The sequence below is a fragment of the Adhaeretor mobilis genome, assembly GCF_007741515.1.
In the GTDB taxonomy this organism is placed as follows: Bacteria; Planctomycetota; Planctomycetia; order Pirellulales; family Lacipirellulaceae; genus Adhaeretor; species Adhaeretor mobilis.
The window spans coordinates 4,787,311-4,806,975 of sequence record NZ_CP036263.1 but is presented as its reverse complement, the minus strand read 5'-3'; the positions used below and the strand labels follow the sequence as shown (position 1 = coordinate 4,806,975).

15 protein-coding genes are annotated in these 19,665 nt (G+C 57.2%); 8 read left to right on the top strand and 7 right to left on the bottom strand.

Annotation, left to right across the window (positions count from 1 at the left end):
* Positions 1–212 precede the first annotated feature (212 nt).
* The 3 genes from HG15A2_RS18995 to HG15A2_RS18985 all read left to right on the top strand — a co-directional run bounded on the left by HG15A2_RS18995 (position 213) and on the right by HG15A2_RS18985 (position 4,786).
* Positions 213–1,397, top strand: coding sequence for an LptF/LptG family permease (locus HG15A2_RS18995; protein ID WP_145062290.1), 1,185 nt, complete (start codon positions 213–215; stop codon positions 1,395–1,397).
* Between the two features lie 274 nt (positions 1,398–1,671).
* On the top strand, positions 1,672–3,366 hold the full coding sequence (locus tag HG15A2_RS18990) for a sensor histidine kinase (RefSeq protein ID WP_218932095.1): 1,695 nt from the start codon (positions 1,672–1,674) through the stop codon (positions 3,364–3,366).
* 19 nt (positions 3,367–3,385) lie between these two features.
* Entirely contained in the window at positions 3,386–4,786 is a 1,401-nt protein-coding gene (locus tag HG15A2_RS18985) for a sigma-54-dependent transcriptional regulator (RefSeq protein WP_145064160.1), read from the top strand.
* A 50-nt stretch (positions 4,787–4,836) separates the two neighbouring features.
* On the opposite strand, the gene HG15A2_RS18980 is transcribed toward HG15A2_RS18985, so the two are convergent.
* Positions 4,837–6,237 carry an MFS transporter gene (locus tag HG15A2_RS18980; RefSeq protein ID WP_218932094.1) on the bottom strand — a complete coding sequence of 467 codons (1,401 nt, stop codon included), beginning with the start codon at positions 6,235–6,237 and terminating at the stop codon, positions 4,837–4,839.
* A gap of 258 nt (positions 6,238–6,495) precedes the next feature.
* Here HG15A2_RS18980 and HG15A2_RS18975 point away from each other — a divergent pair, with 258 nt between their 5' ends.
* Positions 6,496–7,659 carry a bile acid:sodium symporter family protein gene (locus HG15A2_RS18975; protein ID WP_218932093.1) on the top strand — a complete coding sequence of 388 codons (1,164 nt, stop codon included), beginning with the start codon at positions 6,496–6,498 and terminating at the stop codon, positions 7,657–7,659.
* A 92-nt stretch (positions 7,660–7,751) separates the two neighbouring features.
* On the opposite strand, the gene HG15A2_RS18970 is transcribed toward HG15A2_RS18975, so the two are convergent.
* Positions 7,752–10,448 carry a protein kinase domain-containing protein gene (locus HG15A2_RS18970; RefSeq protein WP_145062282.1) on the bottom strand — a complete coding sequence of 899 codons (2,697 nt, stop codon included), beginning with the start codon at positions 10,446–10,448 and terminating at the stop codon, positions 7,752–7,754.
* A gap of 89 nt (positions 10,449–10,537) precedes the next feature.
* The gene (locus tag HG15A2_RS18965) at positions 10,538–10,852 is read right to left on the bottom strand and encodes a hypothetical protein (RefSeq protein WP_145062280.1); all 315 of its coding nucleotides are present in this window, start codon (positions 10,850–10,852) and stop codon (positions 10,538–10,540) included.
* Positions 10,853–11,178: 326 nt separating this feature from the next.
* Here HG15A2_RS18965 and pdxH point away from each other — a divergent pair, with 326 nt between their 5' ends.
* On the top strand, positions 11,179–11,883 hold the full coding sequence (gene pdxH / locus HG15A2_RS18960) for a pyridoxamine 5'-phosphate oxidase (RefSeq protein ID WP_145062278.1): 705 nt from the start codon (positions 11,179–11,181) through the stop codon (positions 11,881–11,883).
* Between the two features lie 19 nt (positions 11,884–11,902).
* Here pdxH and HG15A2_RS18955 read toward each other — a convergent pair whose 3' ends face one another.
* The 4 genes from HG15A2_RS18955 to HG15A2_RS18940 all read right to left on the bottom strand — a co-directional run bounded on the left by HG15A2_RS18955 (position 11,903) and on the right by HG15A2_RS18940 (position 14,902).
* Positions 11,903–12,181: a DUF4404 family protein gene (locus HG15A2_RS18955; RefSeq protein ID WP_145062276.1), complete on the bottom strand. Its 279-nt coding sequence runs from the start codon at positions 12,179–12,181 to the stop codon at positions 11,903–11,905.
* 311 nt (positions 12,182–12,492) lie between these two features.
* Positions 12,493–12,930 carry a PilZ domain-containing protein gene (locus HG15A2_RS18950; RefSeq protein WP_145062274.1) on the bottom strand — a complete coding sequence of 146 codons (438 nt, stop codon included), beginning with the start codon at positions 12,928–12,930 and terminating at the stop codon, positions 12,493–12,495.
* Positions 12,900–13,892, bottom strand: coding sequence for an HD-GYP domain-containing protein (locus HG15A2_RS18945; protein ID WP_145062273.1), 993 nt, complete (start codon positions 13,890–13,892; stop codon positions 12,900–12,902). Before HG15A2_RS18945 ends, HG15A2_RS18950 begins: the two co-directional genes overlap by 31 nt.
* Before the next feature lie 248 nt (positions 13,893–14,140).
* The gene (locus tag HG15A2_RS18940; protein WP_145062271.1) at positions 14,141–14,902 is read right to left on the bottom strand and encodes an NAD(P)H-hydrate epimerase; all 762 of its coding nucleotides are present in this window, start codon (positions 14,900–14,902) and stop codon (positions 14,141–14,143) included.
* Between the two features lie 279 nt (positions 14,903–15,181).
* Between HG15A2_RS18940 and HG15A2_RS18935 the strand changes: the two genes are divergently transcribed.
* From HG15A2_RS18935 to HG15A2_RS18925, 3 genes are all read left to right on the top strand, one after another.
* Entirely contained in the window at positions 15,182–16,699 is a 1,518-nt protein-coding gene (locus tag HG15A2_RS18935) for a thioredoxin domain-containing protein (RefSeq protein ID WP_145062269.1), read from the top strand.
* 166 nt (positions 16,700–16,865) lie between these two features.
* On the top strand, positions 16,866–17,537 hold the full coding sequence (locus HG15A2_RS18930; protein WP_246117789.1) for a response regulator transcription factor: 672 nt from the start codon (positions 16,866–16,868) through the stop codon (positions 17,535–17,537).
* A gap of 87 nt (positions 17,538–17,624) precedes the next feature.
* Entirely contained in the window at positions 17,625–19,556 is a 1,932-nt protein-coding gene (locus HG15A2_RS18925) for a sensor histidine kinase (RefSeq protein WP_145062265.1), read from the top strand.
* The last annotated feature ends 109 nt before the right edge of the window (positions 19,557–19,665 follow it).

Below are 19,665 nucleotides of genomic sequence, written 5' to 3'. Positions count from 1 at the left end.
CCCCGTGGGCCGCTATGCTGCACTGCCATTCCGATAGCCGCCCTCGCTACTGGAAATAGAGTGCGGCGGAATAATCCGGATTGAACCCAGAGTAGAGCTCCTAATTTAGATCGGCCGGATCGTGGTTCTCGCTCGGTCAGAATGCCGCGGTGGATCGGCAAGACAAAACCGTTCTTTTGCTCTCCGTGCCCGGATGCTACAGTCCGCCGCTTATGCGGCTAATTACGCGCTACCTGCTGATCGAATTACTAAAAGTGTTCACGGTCACTCTCGTGAGCATGACGGTTTTCGTATTCCTGGTTCTGATCGTCGGCGAAGCGGTTAAGAAGGGGCTCGGTCTGGCGCCCATCTTAAGAATTTTGCCCTACATGCTGCCGCAAGCCATGCAGTATGCCGTGCCTGGTTCCATGCTCATGGCGGCCACCAGCGTTTATGGTCGCGTCGCAGCGTCCAACGAGCTCATCGCAGCTAAGTCACTGGGCATCTCGCCCATGAAATTCCTCTGGCCCGCCTTTCTGATGGCAGCCGTTGCGAGCTTAGGCGCGGTAAAGACCATCGACTTGGCCGTCTCCTGGGGGCGTGAAGGCGTAAACCGAATCGCGATCGAGTCGTTTGAAGAAATCGTCTACGGCCGCCTCAACACGACGCGCCAGTTTCGTAATAATAATTTCGAAATCTTGGTCCGCCAAGTCGACGGCAAACGCCTGATCAGCCCGTACATCTTTATCCATCAGTCAGATGGCCCTACCAAGACTATCATGGCCGATGAGGGGCATTTTAGCGTTAATATCGCCGAAGACATGGTTTATCTGAGCGGGTGGAACATCGAGGGAGAAGGTAGCCAAAACTGGAAGGTCGATCTCCCCGGAGAAAACTCTCTCGGCCTGCCCTTAAGCCAGTTTCTCGGTTTCGATAGCCGCGAAAAGAGTCCCTCAGATCATGCCCTGAGCGAAGTCGGGCCTGCGAAAGAGCAGCAACTTGTTCGCATTGGCCAATATCAGGACGAGTTCTCAGCCGTCACGAGTTACTCGCTCCTCACCGGCAGCTTTGAAAACCTCGGCGAGAAACAATCGAAATCCAACGAGCGGCGTGTGCAAGATGCACGCAATCGATTGAACCGCTTGCAGACCGAGCCATACCGTCGCTGGGCGAACGGCTTCAGCTGTTTGTGCTTCGCCTTGATCGGCGCCCCCATGGCTATCCGCCGTCGCCAGGGAGAATTCTGGGGCAGCTTCTTCGCGTGCTTCCTGCCAATTCTACTCGTCTACTACCCCATGCTTGTCGGCTGCGTCGACCAAGCCAAAGATGGCGCACTCCCTCCCCAAGCCGTCTGGCTGGGCAACCTAGTGCTAGCACTCTGGGGCGTCTGGCTCATGCGTCGCGTGATTCGGTTCTAAATTATGAACCGCAAAGAACGCCAAGAAGATTTTGGTTTTCTGTTCGGTTCCCAGGATGGCACTGCGCTAGCGGATCAAGCAGGAACCGATCAGGACCCCTATTCCCCTGTTGCCTCCAGTTTAACGTCTTTGCGTCCTTTGTGCTCTTTGCGGTTCAAAATGCCTTAGTGGAATTGTCCTTGCCGCCGCTTCCGCCTGCTTGCTACACTCCGCGGCCCCGTAATTTGACGCTGACATGTGCGTCTCGCAATACTACCGCGACAGGAGGTCGCCGGTGCCCTCTCATTGGCCCATTCGTACCAAACTGAAAATCGGTCTCGCGCTACTGCTCGTGACGGTACTGTCCCTATTCGGCAGTGCGTACTACGGACTCTATTCGTACCGGGGACTCGTGCGCAATATTCGTGCGCGCTCTGCTGAACTGCCGCTCGCTAGCCAGGTGCGTCAGCACGTGGGCGACTTGCGTATTACGCTCAGCCAAGCCAAAGAACGTCTCGAGCTGCCCGACGGCGTGTCAACCCTACTCGACGAGTACTCGCTACCTCGCGACGATGGCACCGAGGGAATAGCCGAGCAAATCAAAGACGCCATCGATTGTCCCTGGGATGCGCAGTGGTTGCGCGAACAGTATCGCACTCAGTTTGAATTACTCACTGAATCCATCGCTCGCTATCGACGTCAGTTGGACCAGAACAGCGGTCTTGCCGGTTCGCGATTGGGCGACGACCGGCGCGAGCGTGAAACCTTGGCCAAGATTGATTCGGTTGTCGCTGGCCTCTCAGGAGGTGAGCTCGAAGGCGAACTCAAGGAAGACTGGTTGCTCGACGAATTGCAGATCGGCAAACTACGTAGCGAGGTCGATCAACTTGCCACGCTCGTTGTGGAACTACCCAGCCATTTGCATACCCGATTTGCCGAGCTAGTGAGCGTCGTGCGGGCCCGCTATCGCACGGCCATCATCATCGCTTGGGTGAACGCAGCGCTCGCAGTGGGTCTGTTGGGTTTGTTTTTCCGCGTGTTCTATCAATCGTTTGCCAAACCATTCGGGCAACTGGTGAGTGGTTCGCGTCGTGTGGCTTCGGGCGAGTTCGAGCATCGCATTCAACTCGACACTGAAGACGAAATGGGCGAGCTGGCCGCTTCAATGAATCAAATGACTTCGCGATTCAGCGAGATCAAGGACGACCTCGATCAGCAAGTCCGTCAGCGTACCAACCAAGTCGTTCGCAGTGAACAACTCGCCAGCGTCGGTTTCCTTGCAGCAGGCGTGTCGCACGAAATCAACAACCCGCTCGCCTCGATTGCCTTGTGTAGCGAATCGCTCGAAGGCCGACTCGATGACTTGTTGAAAAGCGTCGATGATTCGCACTCTGAGGACGTACAAGTCGCGCGAAATTACTTGCAGATGATTCAACGCGAAGCATTCCGCTGCAAACAGATCACCGAAAAATTACTCGATTTCGCTCGCATGGGCGACTCGCAATATCATGGTGCCGATCTCCGAGATCTCGCCGCCAGCGTCATCGAAATGGTCCAACATCTCGGAAAGTATCAGGACAAAAACCTCGAGCTCGTCGAGGGCCCGCCCGTCATTGCAGAAATTAACGCCCAAGAGATCAAGCAAGTTGCTTTGAACCTAATTACCAATGCACTGGAAAGCGTCGATTCGGGTGGAACAGTCCGCGTGACGGTAGAGCGATCCGGACCCAATGCTCAGATTGTTGTCGAAGACAACGGCTGTGGCATGAGCGAGGAAGTCCGCAAGCACTTGTTCGAACCGTTCTTCACGCGCCGACGAACTGGGCAGGGCACCGGCCTCGGGCTTTCCATTACCTACCGAATTGTCGAAGAGCATGGCGGCACCATCGAAGCTGCCAGCGACGGACCCGATCGCGGGTCGAAGTTTGTAGTTAACTTACCAGCTCACCAACTGAGCAAGGAGAATGGCCATGGCCGCAAAGCAGCCTAGCGAGAAGACCGGACAAGGATTGAAACTGCTCTTTGCAGACGACGAACAGTCGCTGCAAGAATTGATGAGCCTCGAGCTGCCCCGACTCGGCCATACAGTGACCGTTTGCCCGGACGGAGCGACCGCCGTCGCTGCGCTCGAAAAGAATACCTACGACTGCATTATCGTCGATCTCGACATGCCGGGGCTCGATGGCATTGGTGTAATCGCCAAGTGCAAAGAAAATTCTCCCGAGACCGAAGCGGTGATCCTCACAGGCAAGAGCACGCTCGAAAGCGCCATCGCTGCTTTGCGTCACGGAGCGTTCGATTATCTCACCAAGCCATGCCGCCTTGTGGAAATCAAAGCACTCTTGGATCGAGTGAGCGACAAGCTGCGCCTCGACAAGAAGTGCCGTGCACTGCAGCACGAAGTCAAGCGACTGGAAGGCTCGCCCGAGCTCATCGGCAAATCACTGGCCATGCAAAAGGTGCAAATCCTCATCGAAAAGGTCGCACCCAGCGAAGCTACCGTCCTAGTGCTGGGCGAAACGGGTACCGGTAAAGAGTTAGTCGCTCGCGCTATCCACAATCAAAGCAACCGCGCCGACGCCCCATTCGTGGCAATCAACTGCGGCGCTTTGCCAGAGACCCTTATCGAAAGCGAACTATTCGGTCATCGCAAAGGCGCATTCACCGGTGCCGACGATCATCGCACAGGCCTGTTCGAAGTGGCCGCCGGCGGAACGATCTTCCTCGACGAAATCGGCGAGCTGCCCAAGAGCATGCAAGCGAAGCTGTTGCGTGTGCTCGAAAGCAAAGAAATTCGCCGGGTTGGTGAGAACAAACCAATCACCATTGATGTGCGCGTGGTCTGCGCAACGCATCGTAATCTTCCTGAGATGGTTGTCGAAGGCGAGTTCCGCGAAGACCTGATGTATCGCATCAACTCTTTCGAAATCAAACTGGCACCGCTGCGTGAACGCATGGAAGATGTGCGCTCACTCGCCAAACACTTGCTGAGTCGTCACAGGCGACCCACCCAGAGTAAACCCGGTCAAAGCGGAGCAGGGCAGGGCGGTGCAGTGCAATCCAGTGAGGAGGACATCGCAGAAGACGCTCTGCAATCGCTCATGGGACACGTTTGGCCCGGCAATGTGCGCGAGTTGGCCAATGTAATCGAGCACGCAACCATCCTATGCGACTCGGGCCCCATTCGCGCAGAGCACCTCCCCCAGCGCTTCGACAGTCGCCAACTCATCGGCGCAGCTAGAAACAGCCCTGGCGCCATCTCGCTCCGCGAGCTCGAAATGCAAGCCATCCACGAAGCACTCGAACGCAACGATGGCAGCAAACCCAAAGCCGCCGAGCAGCTAGGCGTTAGCCTCAAGACGCTCTATAACAAGCTGAATCAGGCGAATAATTTAGAGAAGTCGGCTTAGTGACCTCCAGTAGCTCGGCCCTCCAGGGCTGAGCCGCTAGGCTTAGGAAACTATTTGGACTCGAGCCTGGATGCTCGAATTACAGGTTGCCTCGCCCAAAACCCCGCGACCGACAGGCACCCGGCCGCTGCGATGAACACAATGAGCCCGGCGTTGAATCCACCCGCGTAGTCGGCGGACACTCCCAATACCAGCGGTCCCACGCTGCTTGCCGCTACGGCTGAGGTAATCGCCGTTCCGCGAATCTTACCCAGATGCGCACGTCCAAAGAAACGCGCCCAGGCTGTGCCGGCAATCACGCTCATTAAGCCTTGGGAAAATCCGTATAGAGTGAACGCTGCCAGCAACCCAGAGCCGCTTGAGGAAACCATCACGGCTAGGCAGCTCGCACCGATGCCACTCAAAGCGAACATCAGGAGCCAGCGAATTGCCACGCCATCTGCGAGCGCGCCGCCCAGTAGTTGCATGACTGCCATGCCTAGCGCGAGCATTGTTGGGGCAAGTTGCATGGTTGTCGCATGGATGCCCCGTTCCGCGAACAGGGCTTCCATGTGAAATACCAACCCCGTGCCAATCATGGCCCAAGTGGCTGTCGCGCCAATGAGAACCCAATACCCGGCCGTGCGGCTTGCTTCACGAAGCGTCAGTTCGGCCGAGGAATAAGAAATCGATGGAGCAACCTTACCCGCGGGCACTCCCGGCAGCACTTGCGGACCGGGGTCGGAGTCGGCAGCGGAACCATCGGGGCGTTGCCCCATTTCAGCCGGGCTCTCACGATAGAAAAACCACACAACCGGCAACAACAGTGCTGCAACACTACAGCCGATGATTACGTAGGCTTGCCGCCAGCCATAGAGGTGAATCAGCCGCAGCATGCCCGCCGGCACAATCGCCACGGCCCCAGCCATGCTTAGCTGCATCGCGCCGGTCGCTTTGCCCAAGCGTCGATCGAACCACGCGGCCAGTGTATTATTTGCCAGCAGGACCATCATGCCGGGCCCGAGTAATCGCATTACAAAGAAGCACACGCACAGCACTGCCACATGATTGGCCGAGGCCAGCAGCAAACAGCCAGCGCTCGAAGCCACCACCGTTGCCAAAATCGAATTCCGCATGCCAAACCGATCGGTCAGCGCGCCCAGGTAACTCAACGGCACGGCTGCTAGCAGTGTGGCGATCAAGTACACACTCGAAAGTTGAGTTGTCGAAAGGGAGAGTGCTTCTTGGAAGTGGGGATTGAAAAACGCAAATCCAAACGTCTGCCCCGGACTGCTAGCCACCAGGATCAACATGGCCAACGGCAGCATCGTCCAGCCGTAGAATCTTGTCGAAGTCACGGCATGGGCAGCAGTTGCTTTTTCGAGGCGTCCCTCCTGCGCCGGTTCACCCAGCGAAGTACTGCACAGCTCGTCGGTCTCTTCGGCGGCTCTTTCGGCTGTGGCGGTGGGCATTTCTGAGGGGGAGGGCGGAGCTAGGGAGGGGGGAAGTCGCGACGCGACTTGCGGTGGGATGTGCATTGTAACGCACAGGCATTTCAGAGGACACGCCCAGCAGAGCAAAGTTCACCACGAGAGCGGCTACCAGACGGCTTACGCTTGCCGGTTCAGTGATTTCCACCGGCCGACAGGCACCAGACGTTAGGTACCCCCCGACGATTGCCCATGAAAGCTAGCGGTGGTTCTGCTATTCTAGGAAGGTCGAATCTAGCGATGTCGAGTCTAGAAACATCGATCCATCCCAACTACCTGGCACAAAAACTCAAGCTCTCGTCTATGGCGGCTTCTGAATCTAGTTCTGACGCCTTGCAAAAGCCGCAGGAGCCCATGCCAACGCAAACTTGGCTTGGCGGTATCTTGCATCGCTACTTCTTGGGATTCTTGGTGGGAGTTTATGCCTTGGCGGCCTTCCTGCCGGGCCCGGGCAGGGCAATACGTAATATAACGTTTGCTCAGCCCACCGGTGGTGAAGTTCACGCACCCATGTTATTGCTAGCGATGTTGCTCTTTTGCGCCGCGGCAGTAATCCGTTGGTCGGAAATCCGCGACTTGCTCGAACGCCCCTCCGTGCTGTTGCTGGGATTGTTGGCAGCATGGTTTGGTCCGGCGCTATTCGTAGCAATCATAGGCCCCGTGCTGCCGAAAGTGTTTAGCGTGGAAAGTACGGCCGGAATTGTCGTCGGGCTCGCGCTGGTTGCCGCCATGCCGGTGGCAAACTCCTCAGCAGGCTGGAGCCAAAACGCCGGAGGCAATATCGCACTCTCCTTGGGGCTGATCGTCCTATCGATTGTTCTCAGCCCACTGGCCGCGCCGCAGATGCTCAAGCTCATGGGCTTTGCGCTATCCGAAGCGGATACGGAAAAGATCGAACAACTCGTCGCGAGGTTTTCCGGCCTGGAGTTCATCCTTTGGGTCGTGCTGCCTTCGCTGGCCGGTGCTTTATTCGCTTGGGCAGCTGGCGAGAATCGTATTGCCCGACTCAAACCGTGGATTCGTCTGATCACTCTCTTCGATTTGTTGGTACTCAACTACGCCAACGCGGCACTGGCGATGCCCAAACTCGTACAAGAAGAAACCCTTGCTACCGCTGCCCTACCAGCCGTCCTGGCAATCTTGCTCGGCGCAGTTGGCATCGTCATCGCGCTCGGCCTCGCACGTTTGTGCGGCCTGCCACGCGCATCACGCACCACGATGCTATTCGCACTCAGCATGAAACACACAGGGCTGGCTCTGGTGCTCGCTGGGGAAGTCCTCGCGGAAGATCACCCGCGAGTGATCCTGGCGATTGTGCTTGCTACGTTGTTGCAGCACTTGGTGGCCGCTGCCATTGATTGGCGGCTGCAGCGGAGTGGGGGTTCCGCGCACGTAGAAACCTAGTAAACGTCCCAGTCCGAGATGCATAAGCACTCAGGTAGCAGCGTGTCAGAGTCCAGCCCGAAAGTGCGTGCGTCTCGGCTCAGCTACTCGCGTTATTCAAACACCTCAGCCTGAGCGAGCACTACCCAGCCGGTAGATAGCTTACGGTCCTCTTCGCTTTTTAGCGTAACCTCCACCGGTTCGTAGGCACCCCAGAAAAGTTGTTCTTTCTTCTCGGCAAGTGGATCGGTGTAGCCATTCAGGAATTGGCCATCGCCGTTAGTGGTTGCGGTTTTCAATTTTGCAAGCACTTCGTCGCTCACACGTGGTGGATTCTCGGGATCTGCCTTGTGGCTGTAGAAAGGGTGGTCGAGGATCAGCCCCTCGCCTGCTTTCCCGGCGACCGCATCGGGTCGCGTATCCACCAGCACGACTTGGTTAATTCCTCGCAGCGACGCCTCCAGGCCTTCGAAGGAACCTAAATCAACGGACATGGCCAGCACGCCGAGAACGTCACGCTTCTCTCCACTGGCGGGAGCGTTCCAGATCGGCATCGAGAACGCAACTTTTAACTTGTGGCTAGTGCTGCTCTCATAAACTGCTGAGAGCTTGGGATCAATAAGTGGCTTGGCACGCTTTGCTTCCTCTTCGCTAAGATCAACGGAGCCGCCGTGAAAGTAATTGCGATAGGCGAAGTTCTTGCCGATGCTATCTTTTGAGGGGAAGCGAGCCACCTGGATGCCGTTGGAACAATTCACAAACCAACTTTCCGCCGGAGCTTCTTCGCTAGAGTTGCTATACTGTTTCGTGATCCAATCTTGTAGCGCCGCGCGCAACGAGGCGTCGTCTGGATCCTCGTTGATCCTAAGTAATGCCTCTCGCAAAGCGGGGTCGCGTGCCGCTGCGGCGAGGATCTCAAAGCGTTCTCCCAATTGGGGGGCAAGATTTACCCGCGCCGCGTTGCGTGCCACAATCGCAAGGCCATCGCGCGCGTTTCTCTCCGCTTCTTCAGCTGCCCGCCCTGCGTTTCGCTGCTGCAGCAAAACAGCACCGCCCAACATGACTGCCATCGCCAGAAGCGGAAACGCCGTGCTGAGCATCCAGCGACGTGTCGGGTAAATACTCCCCGAACCGCTGCGCACCTTCGACCACAACGTGTCTTGCCGCGAAGGAGCTCTGCCATGAGTCGGTGTATGGGATTGACCGTTGGCAACCGTTTCGCCCAGCGTCGCATCGTACCGGTGACGCAAGCCTGCCAAGTCGTGCCCCTCCAGAAAAGGTGCCAACGCCGTCACCACTTCAGTGGGCGTCGCATAGCGATCGCTCAGCCGCTTTGCGGTCATCTTTTTAAGAACATCCCACAACTTTCGAGGAATGTTCGCGTTGCGAATCGTCGGCAGGGGTTCTTTCTCGTGGGCTTTCTCAGGACGCAAGTCAGAGTCAACGTACGGCGGGTGGCCCGCCAGCAAGTGATACAACGTACAACCCAGGCTGTAAATGTCCGCCCGGATATCTACGCTCGTCGTGCGCCATTGTTCCGGCGGCATATACATGCCGGTGCCCATTGCCTTGTTGTCATAGCGCGTAAGCCGTTCGTTACCCTGGTCGGCCAATAGTGCGAGCCCGAGATCCAGGATTTTCACCACACCCAGTCCGTCGCCGTTGTTCTCAGGCTTGGATAAATCGCTGTGCAGTTGGTCCGCATCCACAAGCGTCAGCATCAAATTCGACGGCTTGATGTCGCGATGTACCATGTCGTGCTTGTGGATGTACTCTAGGCCTTGTGCCGCTTGGCGAATAATCTCGCACGCGTCAGCCGTCGCCAGGGGGCCCACTTGCGCCACCAAGTCATCCAGTCCTACGCCGTCCAGGTACTCCATCACCAGGTAGTGAACTCGGTCGGTCGGCGCAGAGCTGTCGATTGCTACGACAATGTTCTTGTGCTCCAACTTCCCGACAGCCTTGATCTCGTTATAGAACCGGCTGATCACCTCCCCGTGGCCGCGGCCTACGAATTGTGGCTTGATGACCTTCACCGCCCGCACGCGATCAAACTGCTTATGGCGAGCCTTGTACACATCGCCCATGCCACCGGCGCCAATTTGGCCTTCCAGCACGTAATTGCCCACCTGTTTAATCGCCGAACCAACAACAGCTACGCCGCCATCCCCCTCATCTTCGCCGAAACCCATCGTGGGGATCACGGTCCATTGCCGGTTGGAGTGACTCTTCGGCTCGTTGCGCATCGTACGAGGGCCGACATCGTCGTAGAGCAGTTCGTGAACTTCGACTAGGCCAATACCCTTGAGCTCTCGTCGCCCTTGTAGGTAAAGCCGAATCCCGTCGAGCCCTACGTCGTCTAGAATCGCCATCACACTGCGGCTTACCAGAATCTGCCCACCGGTAGCGTAGTCGTTCAGCCGCGCGGCGTAGTCCACGCTCTTGCCGACGAAGTTATCCACATCGCCCGGGTCGGTCTGCGGCACACCCACATGTACGCTCATGCGCACTTCAACGTGGTCGCCACTTGGCAGCATGATGGGCTCGTCGCGGTGGCTTTCCTGTACTGCGACAGCCCACTGCGCCGCTTGGATCGTGTTATCGAACACCAGGAAGTGCCCATCGCCGGCGGTAGAAACCACTCGGCCACCCATTTCGATGAGCCGACCCTCAATCCGCTGCCGATGGGGCGTGAGCACCGTTTGGATAAACGCAAGATCGCGCTCCGTCACACTGCTGCCGGCCATCTCGTTCTTGAGACGCACCGAACCACAGATGTCCGTAAACAGAAAGGTCTTGAGTTCAGCCATGAAGAACGATGAGAGTCTAGTGTCAAGAGTCTAGAGGCAAAGGGTGGCCGGAATTCGCTCCACTCGATCCGGTCTACAATCTCCCGCAATTAATAACGCACGATCGGATAAACCGAGGGTACATAGCCATGACGAACTCGCGTGACGGTTCCACCGAGAATGGGACGATATCGCTGACGCACGCGTACGGCTGGTTCGTAGACCACAGGGGCGACCACCGGCTCTACCACTGGGGCGTAGTAGCTCACCGTGCGAACTGGCGCAGGAGCTGGTGCGTAATACACCGCACGTGGTGCCATGACGGGGCTAATCGTGGGACGGTAGTAAGTCACAACTTGGGCCTGGGCAGTCGTTGTCACGCAACAAGCAGCGGCGAGTGCGAGCACGGAAAGGATAGTCTTCATCGCAGAGGGCCTCGTATCAGGTAGGGGGAACAAAAATCGCGATCTTGAGCGGCGGCAAACCGTAGCATATCAGTATCTCACGCCGAACTGTGCAAAGCAACCTACCGAGCCCCGAGTCGAGAGGCACAACGTTTCTCGAGCCGACAGGCCTGAGACGCCGGGTAGCAGCGTGAGAAAGTACCACCCGACGGCTGACGCCTGTCGGCTCGGGAGAGATTGGTTCAGGGGTCCAATACACGTGACAAAGATTCTCCGCTACAATTGACACTTCACAGCCAATCTACCAAGCGTAAGAAATTCCCGAGCGCAACTTGCCGAGTCTTAATATGAGTGGCCAACCTCAGTCCCCGGAGATCTCTTCCTCAGAGAACTCTCCCTGCGACAACTCGTCTTTGGCAGACATGCGACGGAATTATCAGCGCGCCGGGCTTTCCAAGGCCGATTGCCCCGATTCGCCGTTCGAGCAGTTTACTGCGTGGTTCGAGGCCTCTAAGGCGGCCTCGCCGGGCGACTGGTTTGAGGTCAATGCGATGACGCTCTCAACAGCCACCCCAGCCGGCAGCGTCAGCGCCCGGATCGTATTGCTCAAAGCGTTCGACGAGCGCGGCTTTGTGTTCTTCACGAACTACGATTCGCAGAAGGGCACCGAACTGGCCGCCAACCCGCACGCGTCGCTCACCTTTTACTGGGGCCCTCTCGAACGCCAAGTGCGCATTGTGGGATTCGTTGAGAAGACTTCGCGCGAACAAAGCGAGGAGTACTTCCACGCTCGTCCCCGCGCCAGCCAACTCGGCGCAATCGTCTCCCAGCAATCCTCCCTTGTGCCCAACCGCGCAGCGTTAGAAACCGCGATGCAGCAACTTGAAACCCAGCACGAAGGAAAAGAGATTCCCGTGCCCGAGCACTGGGGCGGCTATCGCGTCGTGCCCACCGAAATCGAATTCTGGCAAGGCCGCCCCAACCGGCTGCACGATCGCATTCGCTACCGCAAGGAAGGAAAAGCGTGGGTGCTGGAGCGACTTGCCCCGTAGTCTCATTGCGAAATGGTTGCTAGATACCCAAATTCGCTAGCGCCGCTGCCACTTGATTCACTACGCGGGTGAGTCTCGGATGCTCGGCTTCAATCTCCAGCAGGTAATCTTGCAATTGATCGGTGAGCGAAGCCTCCCCTGTCGGCGAGTCGCCTGCGTCTGAAGTGCCATCGAGCCGTCGGTGGATTTCTGCCGATAGCTCTTCCAGTGATTCTCGCGTGGGCGTGTCGAGTTTCTCGGAATTGGCAAGCTCGCGCTTGAGCGACTCCAGCGTCTCACGAAGTTCACGGCTGTCCATAGTATGTTGTTCCGACGTTTGGTTGACTGAGATTTGTTGGATAATTGATAACCCCCTGTATTCTGAGTGCTCCAGCAGATTCGGTCAATGAAAAACCGTTTGTCGATCCGCTCCGCGTCGAGTATGACGAGCCTTCGCTCCGCGAATCTTGCAGGGAAGCCTTACAATAAAGGACCGCAGTTGCGAAGTACGCTCAAATCGAGAGGTAGGGCAGCAAGACTCGCGGAGCGAAGACTCGACAACCCCCGACCCGAATGCAAGTGCAGGCAGGTAAAAGCGTGAGGAAGGGCAAACTTGAGAGCTTGCTTGCCTCAGTTTTTCCGTCCAACCGTCGACATAAACAACTTACGGAACAAGCCTGCTGCTAGCGGCCCTTCGGTGAACTGCACACCCACTTGGTAGCAGTTGCGCTGCTGTTTTAAGCAGCGACGTACTCGCATTTTCAGCGGCTCTTGGTCTGGCAGCCAAATGCGAACTTCCGAGAGCGGGAACAGCTGAACCGGCGAGTAGAGGCCCATGCCTAATCTTGAGGCGTCGCGGATGTAGATTGCGTGGTGCGAGTCATTCAGCTTCAGAATGGCTGGTACGCGGTTGTTCAGGCGCGCGTATTGCCGACGTGAATCCGGTAAAGCGGGCTGCAGTCGATCAGCCCCATAGAATTCCGCGCCCCCCAACGGCAGCATGGCCTGGGAAGGAAGCGACCGCCACAGCGTCGGCATCAGCTCTGTTGAAATGCATCGATCCAACATCGGACCATCTCCGAGTCAAAGTGTGTTCCGGAGCCTTCCTCCAGAAAACCAAGAACGTCCGCCAGTGCTGCCGGTCGTCGGTAAGGGCGTTTGCTGGTGAGCGCGTCGAACACATCGACCACTGCAATCAGCTTCGCCCACTGGTGTATTTCATCGCCGCCCACTCGTACCGGATAGCCGGTACCGTCAATCTTCTCATGATGTTGGTAGACCATCATGAGTTGTGCGAGCGACAGGTCGTCTCTTGCACAAAGTTCTTCATAGCCAAAGCGAGGGTGATCTTCAATCACGGCGCGTTGCTCCGTGGTGAGCCGACCTTTGGTCTTCAATATCTCAGCCGGGACGCGCCGTTTACCCACATCATGCAGTATCGCCCCCGTGGCGATTTGCTCCAGTTCTGCTGGATCGGAAATGCCCATGTGTTCGGCAAGTACAACTGCATAGCCAGCTACATTAGTTACGTGCATGAATGTGTAAGCATCGTGCTGGCCAATCTGAAACAACTCGCTAGGCACAGTATTTCCACCACGTAGCAAGCTCGCAACTTGTGTGCCCATTTTGTTGGCAAGCCCGACGAACTTGTCGCAGTTGGTCAGCCGGAATGCCGAATCTACTTCTGCCGCTACTGCTGTTTGCAGCACGGCAAATCGTTGTTCGGTGGCGACATTCTCGTCCGCAAGAATCGTTTCTAATCGGCCTAAGAGTTCTTCGGAAACGGCATCAAATGCGTGCTGGTCAAAATACAGCGTACTGTGCCCACGCTTCTGTAGTTCGGCGAAGTCATGCTCTTTAATTCTTCTTGTCCTGCCGGCGTACAGCTTGTAAGCGTTTTGCCCCGTCAGACGACAGTACACATCCACATTTTGCCGCTGGGTCAGGCGATACGCGTCAAGCGCGATCGGTACGTAATCGTCCGAAGCGTCTTGCGCAGCGTCAGCTTGGGTTTTGAGGGCGATGGGCATCGTGTGGTCCTGTGAGTGCCTTTCAACTACCGAGACTTTGTATGAAAGGGCTAACCTAGAACTCTAGCTTACGGCTTTCTGCAGTGATGTAGTGACGAGCCGAAAACCGCTTTGTAACGATTGTAAGGGCGAATCGTAGAGCTTGCGAACCACAATGAAGCTTACAGGGCTATTATGCTGTTCATTGAGTACCCCTGAGCCCCCAGCGCAAGCTGTAGGATTCAATGCCTCTCTCTAGTGTGGTCTTGTCACGTCGATATCGCCTCGATCAGCCCTTGTGGTACTCCGATCGAAACGACGCATACCTCTCCCAGAAACTCCGTCGCTTGCCGCTTTTGAAAGCCAACCTTGCTAGTAGCAAAAGTGCAAGTGAGATCGGCCCGTACGGTTGGATCAGCGGGAATACCAGAGTCGCAATCCAAACCAGTCGGCAGGTCGAGGGCCAATCGCTTCGCCTCCTGCGCGTTCATCCAGCGAATCGCTTTGTCGTAGGGCGCACGCGGTGCGCCTGTTGCTCCTGTTCCCAGCAAGGCATCGACCAACCACTTCGCGCTGCCTGTGTGCTGGTCGAGTGCCTTTGCAAAGTCATCACCTTGAGATAGATCAATCACAGCAGGGCCGGCGTGCTTTAGGCTACTGTGCTTGAGAATCGCATAGTTCGTCAAAGCATCGCCCCGCAGTTCATGAGGCGGGGCTAGGAGTAGGACCTTTGTTGCGATGCCACGAATTGACAAGTGACGAGCCAGCACAAACCCATCTCCCGCGTTATTCCCTTTTCCGCACAAAATCACAACCTGAGCATCCAATTCAGGCGCGAGCCGGCTCGTCTCCGAGCCGGTCATGTCTGTCAATAATGTTTTCCTAAGAGAGGCATCAAACTCCAACAACGTCTCACACGCCCCTCGTCCAGCGTTTTCCATAAGCACTAGTCCCGAGAAGCCGTACTCGTTGATCGCGATTTCATCAACACGCCGCGATTGCTCGCGGGTGAATGCGGGTGGTTCGTTCATGGGATTATTCTAGCGTGTTCTTCGCATAATTCGTGGTCCATAAAGAGCAACGCCGGAAGTCAGTTACACACCCGTTACAAAGCAAACCCCAATTCGACCGTATGATACAGAGGTGGGGTCCGCCGTGCGGACCAAAAATTTGTAGGGTACTGCCGAGTGGAGCGAGGCATACCGAAACCTTGTTCATGGTACGCCTCGCTCCACTCGGCGATACCCTACGACCTAACTTGTCACCCCTTCACTTGGTCCGCACAGCGGACCCTACCAAGGAGACCCACTATGTCGCGAATCTTGCTCACACTCGCTCTAGCACTCATTGCGACCCAAGCTCATGCTTGTGGCGGTTACAACGTTTTCAACGATGACGCCCCCGAATCCGTCGAGCAAGCGGAGGCGTACATCACCGCGCATCGCGAGCAAGGTTCTGCCGGATTGGAAAAGGCGCTCAAACAGTTCCAGCATGCCTGCCGCGGCCAAAAGGGTCGCTCTGAACAAGCAGTCGAGCGTTGGCACGCCGCATTGGATCGTATCGCCGCCCAACGCGGTGCCGCTGTCAGCAAGCTTTACTGGTACACCGATCTCGAAGCTGCGCAAACCGCCGCCAAAGAGTCCGGTAAACCGATCCTCAGCCTACGCATGCTAGGCAAACTCACCGACGAGTACAGCTGCGCGAACAGCCGCTTCTTCCGCACGACGCTCTACTCCAACGAAGCAATCAGCACCGTCTTGCGCGAGCGTTTCATACTGCACTGGAAAACCGTCCGCCCCGTGCCGAAAGTCACGATCGATTTTGGCGATGGACGAAAGCTAGAGCGTACCATCACCGGCAACAGTGCGCACTACGTGTTGACTCCCGCGGGCAAGCCGCTGGACGTGCTTCCCGGTCTCTACAGCCCCAAGGCGTTCGTCGAGTGGTTGGATCGTGTGGAAGAACTAAGCTACAACTATCCAAACATGCGCCGACCCGAGCCTGAACGAACTCTGGCCGCCTATCACCAACAGCGCGAGCAAGCAATTCTGACAGCGTGGCAACAAGACTTGTCCAAACTCAATTCAGGCAGTCCGGCCACTGGCTTTAGCATGCAGCCGAATCCTCGGCAGGCAAACTCCCTTCCAACAGCTGCACAAGCAGCACCTGTGGCGCGCGGCAAATTTGCCGTCGAAGCGCCACTGCTTAAAGTAGTTGCCAACCAACACGCGGCACCTGGCAAATCCTCTACGCCACCACCAGCACTGGCCGCTGCTGATCGTGCCCTGGCAAAAGGAAGAGCGGAGGTCCCCATGCTTCAACGACTTGCCCCCTTGGCTCAACGGCTTGAACAACGTACTGCTGACCCCCATTGGCAGGAAATCGCTGCACTACATCGTGAAGAAACCAAGCTCGACAAGTCGAGCGTTGCGATCATTCGCAAAGAGCACGAAAATGCCGAACAAGCCATGCGACGCGCCCTGAGCAAGCGATTCATCGAAGACCCAATTCTCGCTCTCGTGCAAAAGTTTGAGACAGACATCGCTCTCGACACCGTTAAGAACGAATACCAACTACACCGCCAGATCCACCGCTGGTTCGCCGAGGGTACCGTACCCCAGGACTTCGACCAGCTCAACGAAAAGGTCTATGCGGAGTTATTCCTCACCCCGTCAAGCGACCCCTGGTTGGGCCTCGCCCCAGCAGACGTGTACACCGCGCTGGAAGGAGCTGGCAAAGTCGCTCAGCCTTCTAGGCTGAATAGATCTGAAGTGGCTTTGAAACTGAAATCCTCTAAAGTAGTGAAGTCGGCGAAATGGAACGACTAACGAAGCCGCCTCGGGGAGTATGGCGGCGAGTTCGGCAAGTAGGCCGTAGTGCATGCTGAGCTCCGCGAGGCGTACCACAAATAAGGGTCTTGGTACGCCTCGCTCCACTCGACGAGCCCTGCAAACTTATGATTCCCTAATCACTATCCCCTCATCCCACACCGCCTTGCCCACGATCCTCACCATCGAAGACGACAGCGCCATCCGACGCGGAGTCGTCGATGCGCTCACCTACGCCGGGCACGAGGTCCTTGAAGAAGGCGACGGCACCAAGGGTTGCGACACAGCACTGCGCCGGCAATTCGACTTGCTACTACTCGACATGGTGTTGCCTGGCAAAACGGGCCTTGAAATCCTCGCTGCCGTTCGCAATGCGAAACCCACTTTACCGGTGATTATCCTCAGCGCGCGTGGCGAGGAGAACGATCGCGTAAGCGGACTGAAGCTGGGGGCCGACGACTACGTGGTGAAACCATTCAGTGTCACTGAACTGCTCGCCCGTGTGGAAGCCGTTTTGCGGCGCTCGCCAAGTCGCCCGACCGATGTCCAGCAACTAGACCTGAGCGGCACTCGTATCGACTTTGCTCGCAGCGAAGCTATCACCGAGGATACCCGCACCGAGCTGTCCGAAAAAGAATGCGATCTACTGCGCTACCTAGCCCGTCACCAGGGACGCGCCGTGCCCCGCGAAGAGCTGCTAGAAAACGTCTGGCAAATCGACGCCCGTGGCATTAGCACCCGTACGGTCGATATGCATGTCGCAAGGTTACGAGAGAAGTTAGGGCCAGAAGCAATCGCTACGGTGCGCGGGCGAGGGTATATGATAGGAGGTCCGTAGGGTCCGCTGTGCGGACCACGATACCCTAAATCGATTCTCCTATTATCAACCATCAGTCAACGGCCCACACAGCGGACCCAACGAAATATGCGTCCCCGCAACGTTTGGCTCATCTACGCACTCTGCTCGCTCGTCGTTCTCGCGACGCTGGCCTGGGTCATCATGCGCGCCTACGATGCCGACCGCTTGCGCTGGCAGGCAGAGATGCTTTCCCAGCGCGACCAAAACGTGCGGCTTGCTCTCTGGCGCATGGATACCAAGCTCGCCCCGCTGATCGCAGAAGAAACGGCCCGCCCGAGCTACGCTTACCAGCCCAGTGTCTATCAGGCATCACCACTTCAATCGACTCTCGTGAACCCTGCGTACAACGTGTTCCTCAATTTCGAGGCCGACCCAGCTGGCAACTGGCGTTCGCCACAAGTCCCGATTGAGCAGTCCCCCGAGCAGGCAAACCGGCGACAGGCAAACCAGAAGCAGGCGCTACAGGCACCGGGCCCCTCGCTAGAGCAACTTCAAGACAATCGCAAACGACTTGATCAGTTGGCTGCGAAGATCGACTTGCCGGAACTGATTGGCGAATTACCCGAACAGGGGAACTATGTAGCGGTGATGCCAACACCGAACCTTCCCCCGCCATCTGTCCCGTCGACAAACCAGTCCAGAGACGGTTTTGGCCGAGAGTACGGAGGGAACTACAGCAACGGCGGTGGCTACAGCGACAATCCGTTTGCAGACGAAAGTGGGGACAAGAACGAAGAAGAGGACATTCCCCAGCAGATCGCGTTGCCAAAAGTCGCAAGCAAAGGCAAAGGAGGGGATTACGCGCAGCGGGAGCAACGGTACCAGCAACAAGCGCGTCAAGAGTTCAGTAAGCAACGTGGCTATGGGAGCGCGATCAATGCCCCCGCAGCGATTCCTGCGACCGACGGCAGCGCGAGCGTTGTCGAGAGTATGAGTCGACCGCTGTGGATGAACGACCAGTTGCTGCTCGCACGTCGAATTCGGCGCAACGGCCAGATGCTCGTGCAAGGCAGTTGGCTCGATTGGGCGAACCTCAAGAAGGAGTTGCTCGACGAGGTGGAAGACCTGTTCCCGCAGGCCGACCTTGTTCCCCTGAGCGATCCCGAAGCGGGCGATCCGACTCGCATGTTGGCCGGCCTGCCTGTGCAGCTGCAGCTTCCGCTTTTTAAGAATGTCTACCAACCCAACGACGCCATGATTAGCATGCTGTTGCTCAGCTCCGCTGCCGTGCTGCTGGCCTTGGGGGCGGTCGCCGGGTTGTTGTGGGGCGTGCTCGCTTTGAGTGAACGCCGAGCTGCGTTCGTATCTTCCGTCACGCACGAGCTGCGCACGCCGCTTACCACTTTTCGCATGTATTCCGAGATGCTCGCCGGTGGCATGGTTCCTCAAGCCGAACGACGCCAGAAGTACCTGGAAACATTGCGTGTCGAATCAGAACGCCTTTCGCACCTCGTTGAAAACGTGCTCAGCTACGCACGGCTCGAACGGGGTAGGGGACCGTCGCTTGACGATCGCACCACGCCTGGCGAGTTGATCGAGCGCTTCGAAAAACGCCTAGCCGACCGCGCGAAACTCGCAGACATGGAGTTGGTTGTCGAGGTCGATCCCGCCGTAGCCGATGTGCCAATACAGACAGATCTCGGCGTCGTCGAGCAGATACTCTTCAATCTAGTCGACAATGCGGCGAAGTATGCCCGCAGCGCCGAAGACAAACGTATCCACTTACAGGGGAAAATAGCCGCGACCAAACCTGGTCGCCGGAGCGTCGCGTTCGCCGTCCGCGACCATGGCCCCGGGTACGAGTCTGAGCGTTCTGCATCCCGTGCTCCCGCCTTCAGCAAGAGTGCCCAGAAAGCCGCCGAAACCGCCCCTGGCGTGGGGCTGGGCTTGGCGCTGTGTCGCCGTCTCGCGAAGCAACTTGGCGGCGGATACCTGGAAGCGGCGAATCACCCTGAAGGTGGTGCCGTAGCCACCCTCACACTACCGCTTGCGGCTTAGCCGACCCTTCACGCCGCGCTTTGCTTGCTCTCTTACCCTCGGTAGTCCAAATCTCCCCGCCGCGATATGATGGGTGGTTTACCGATAAGCGGTGCATCGGGGGCGGGGA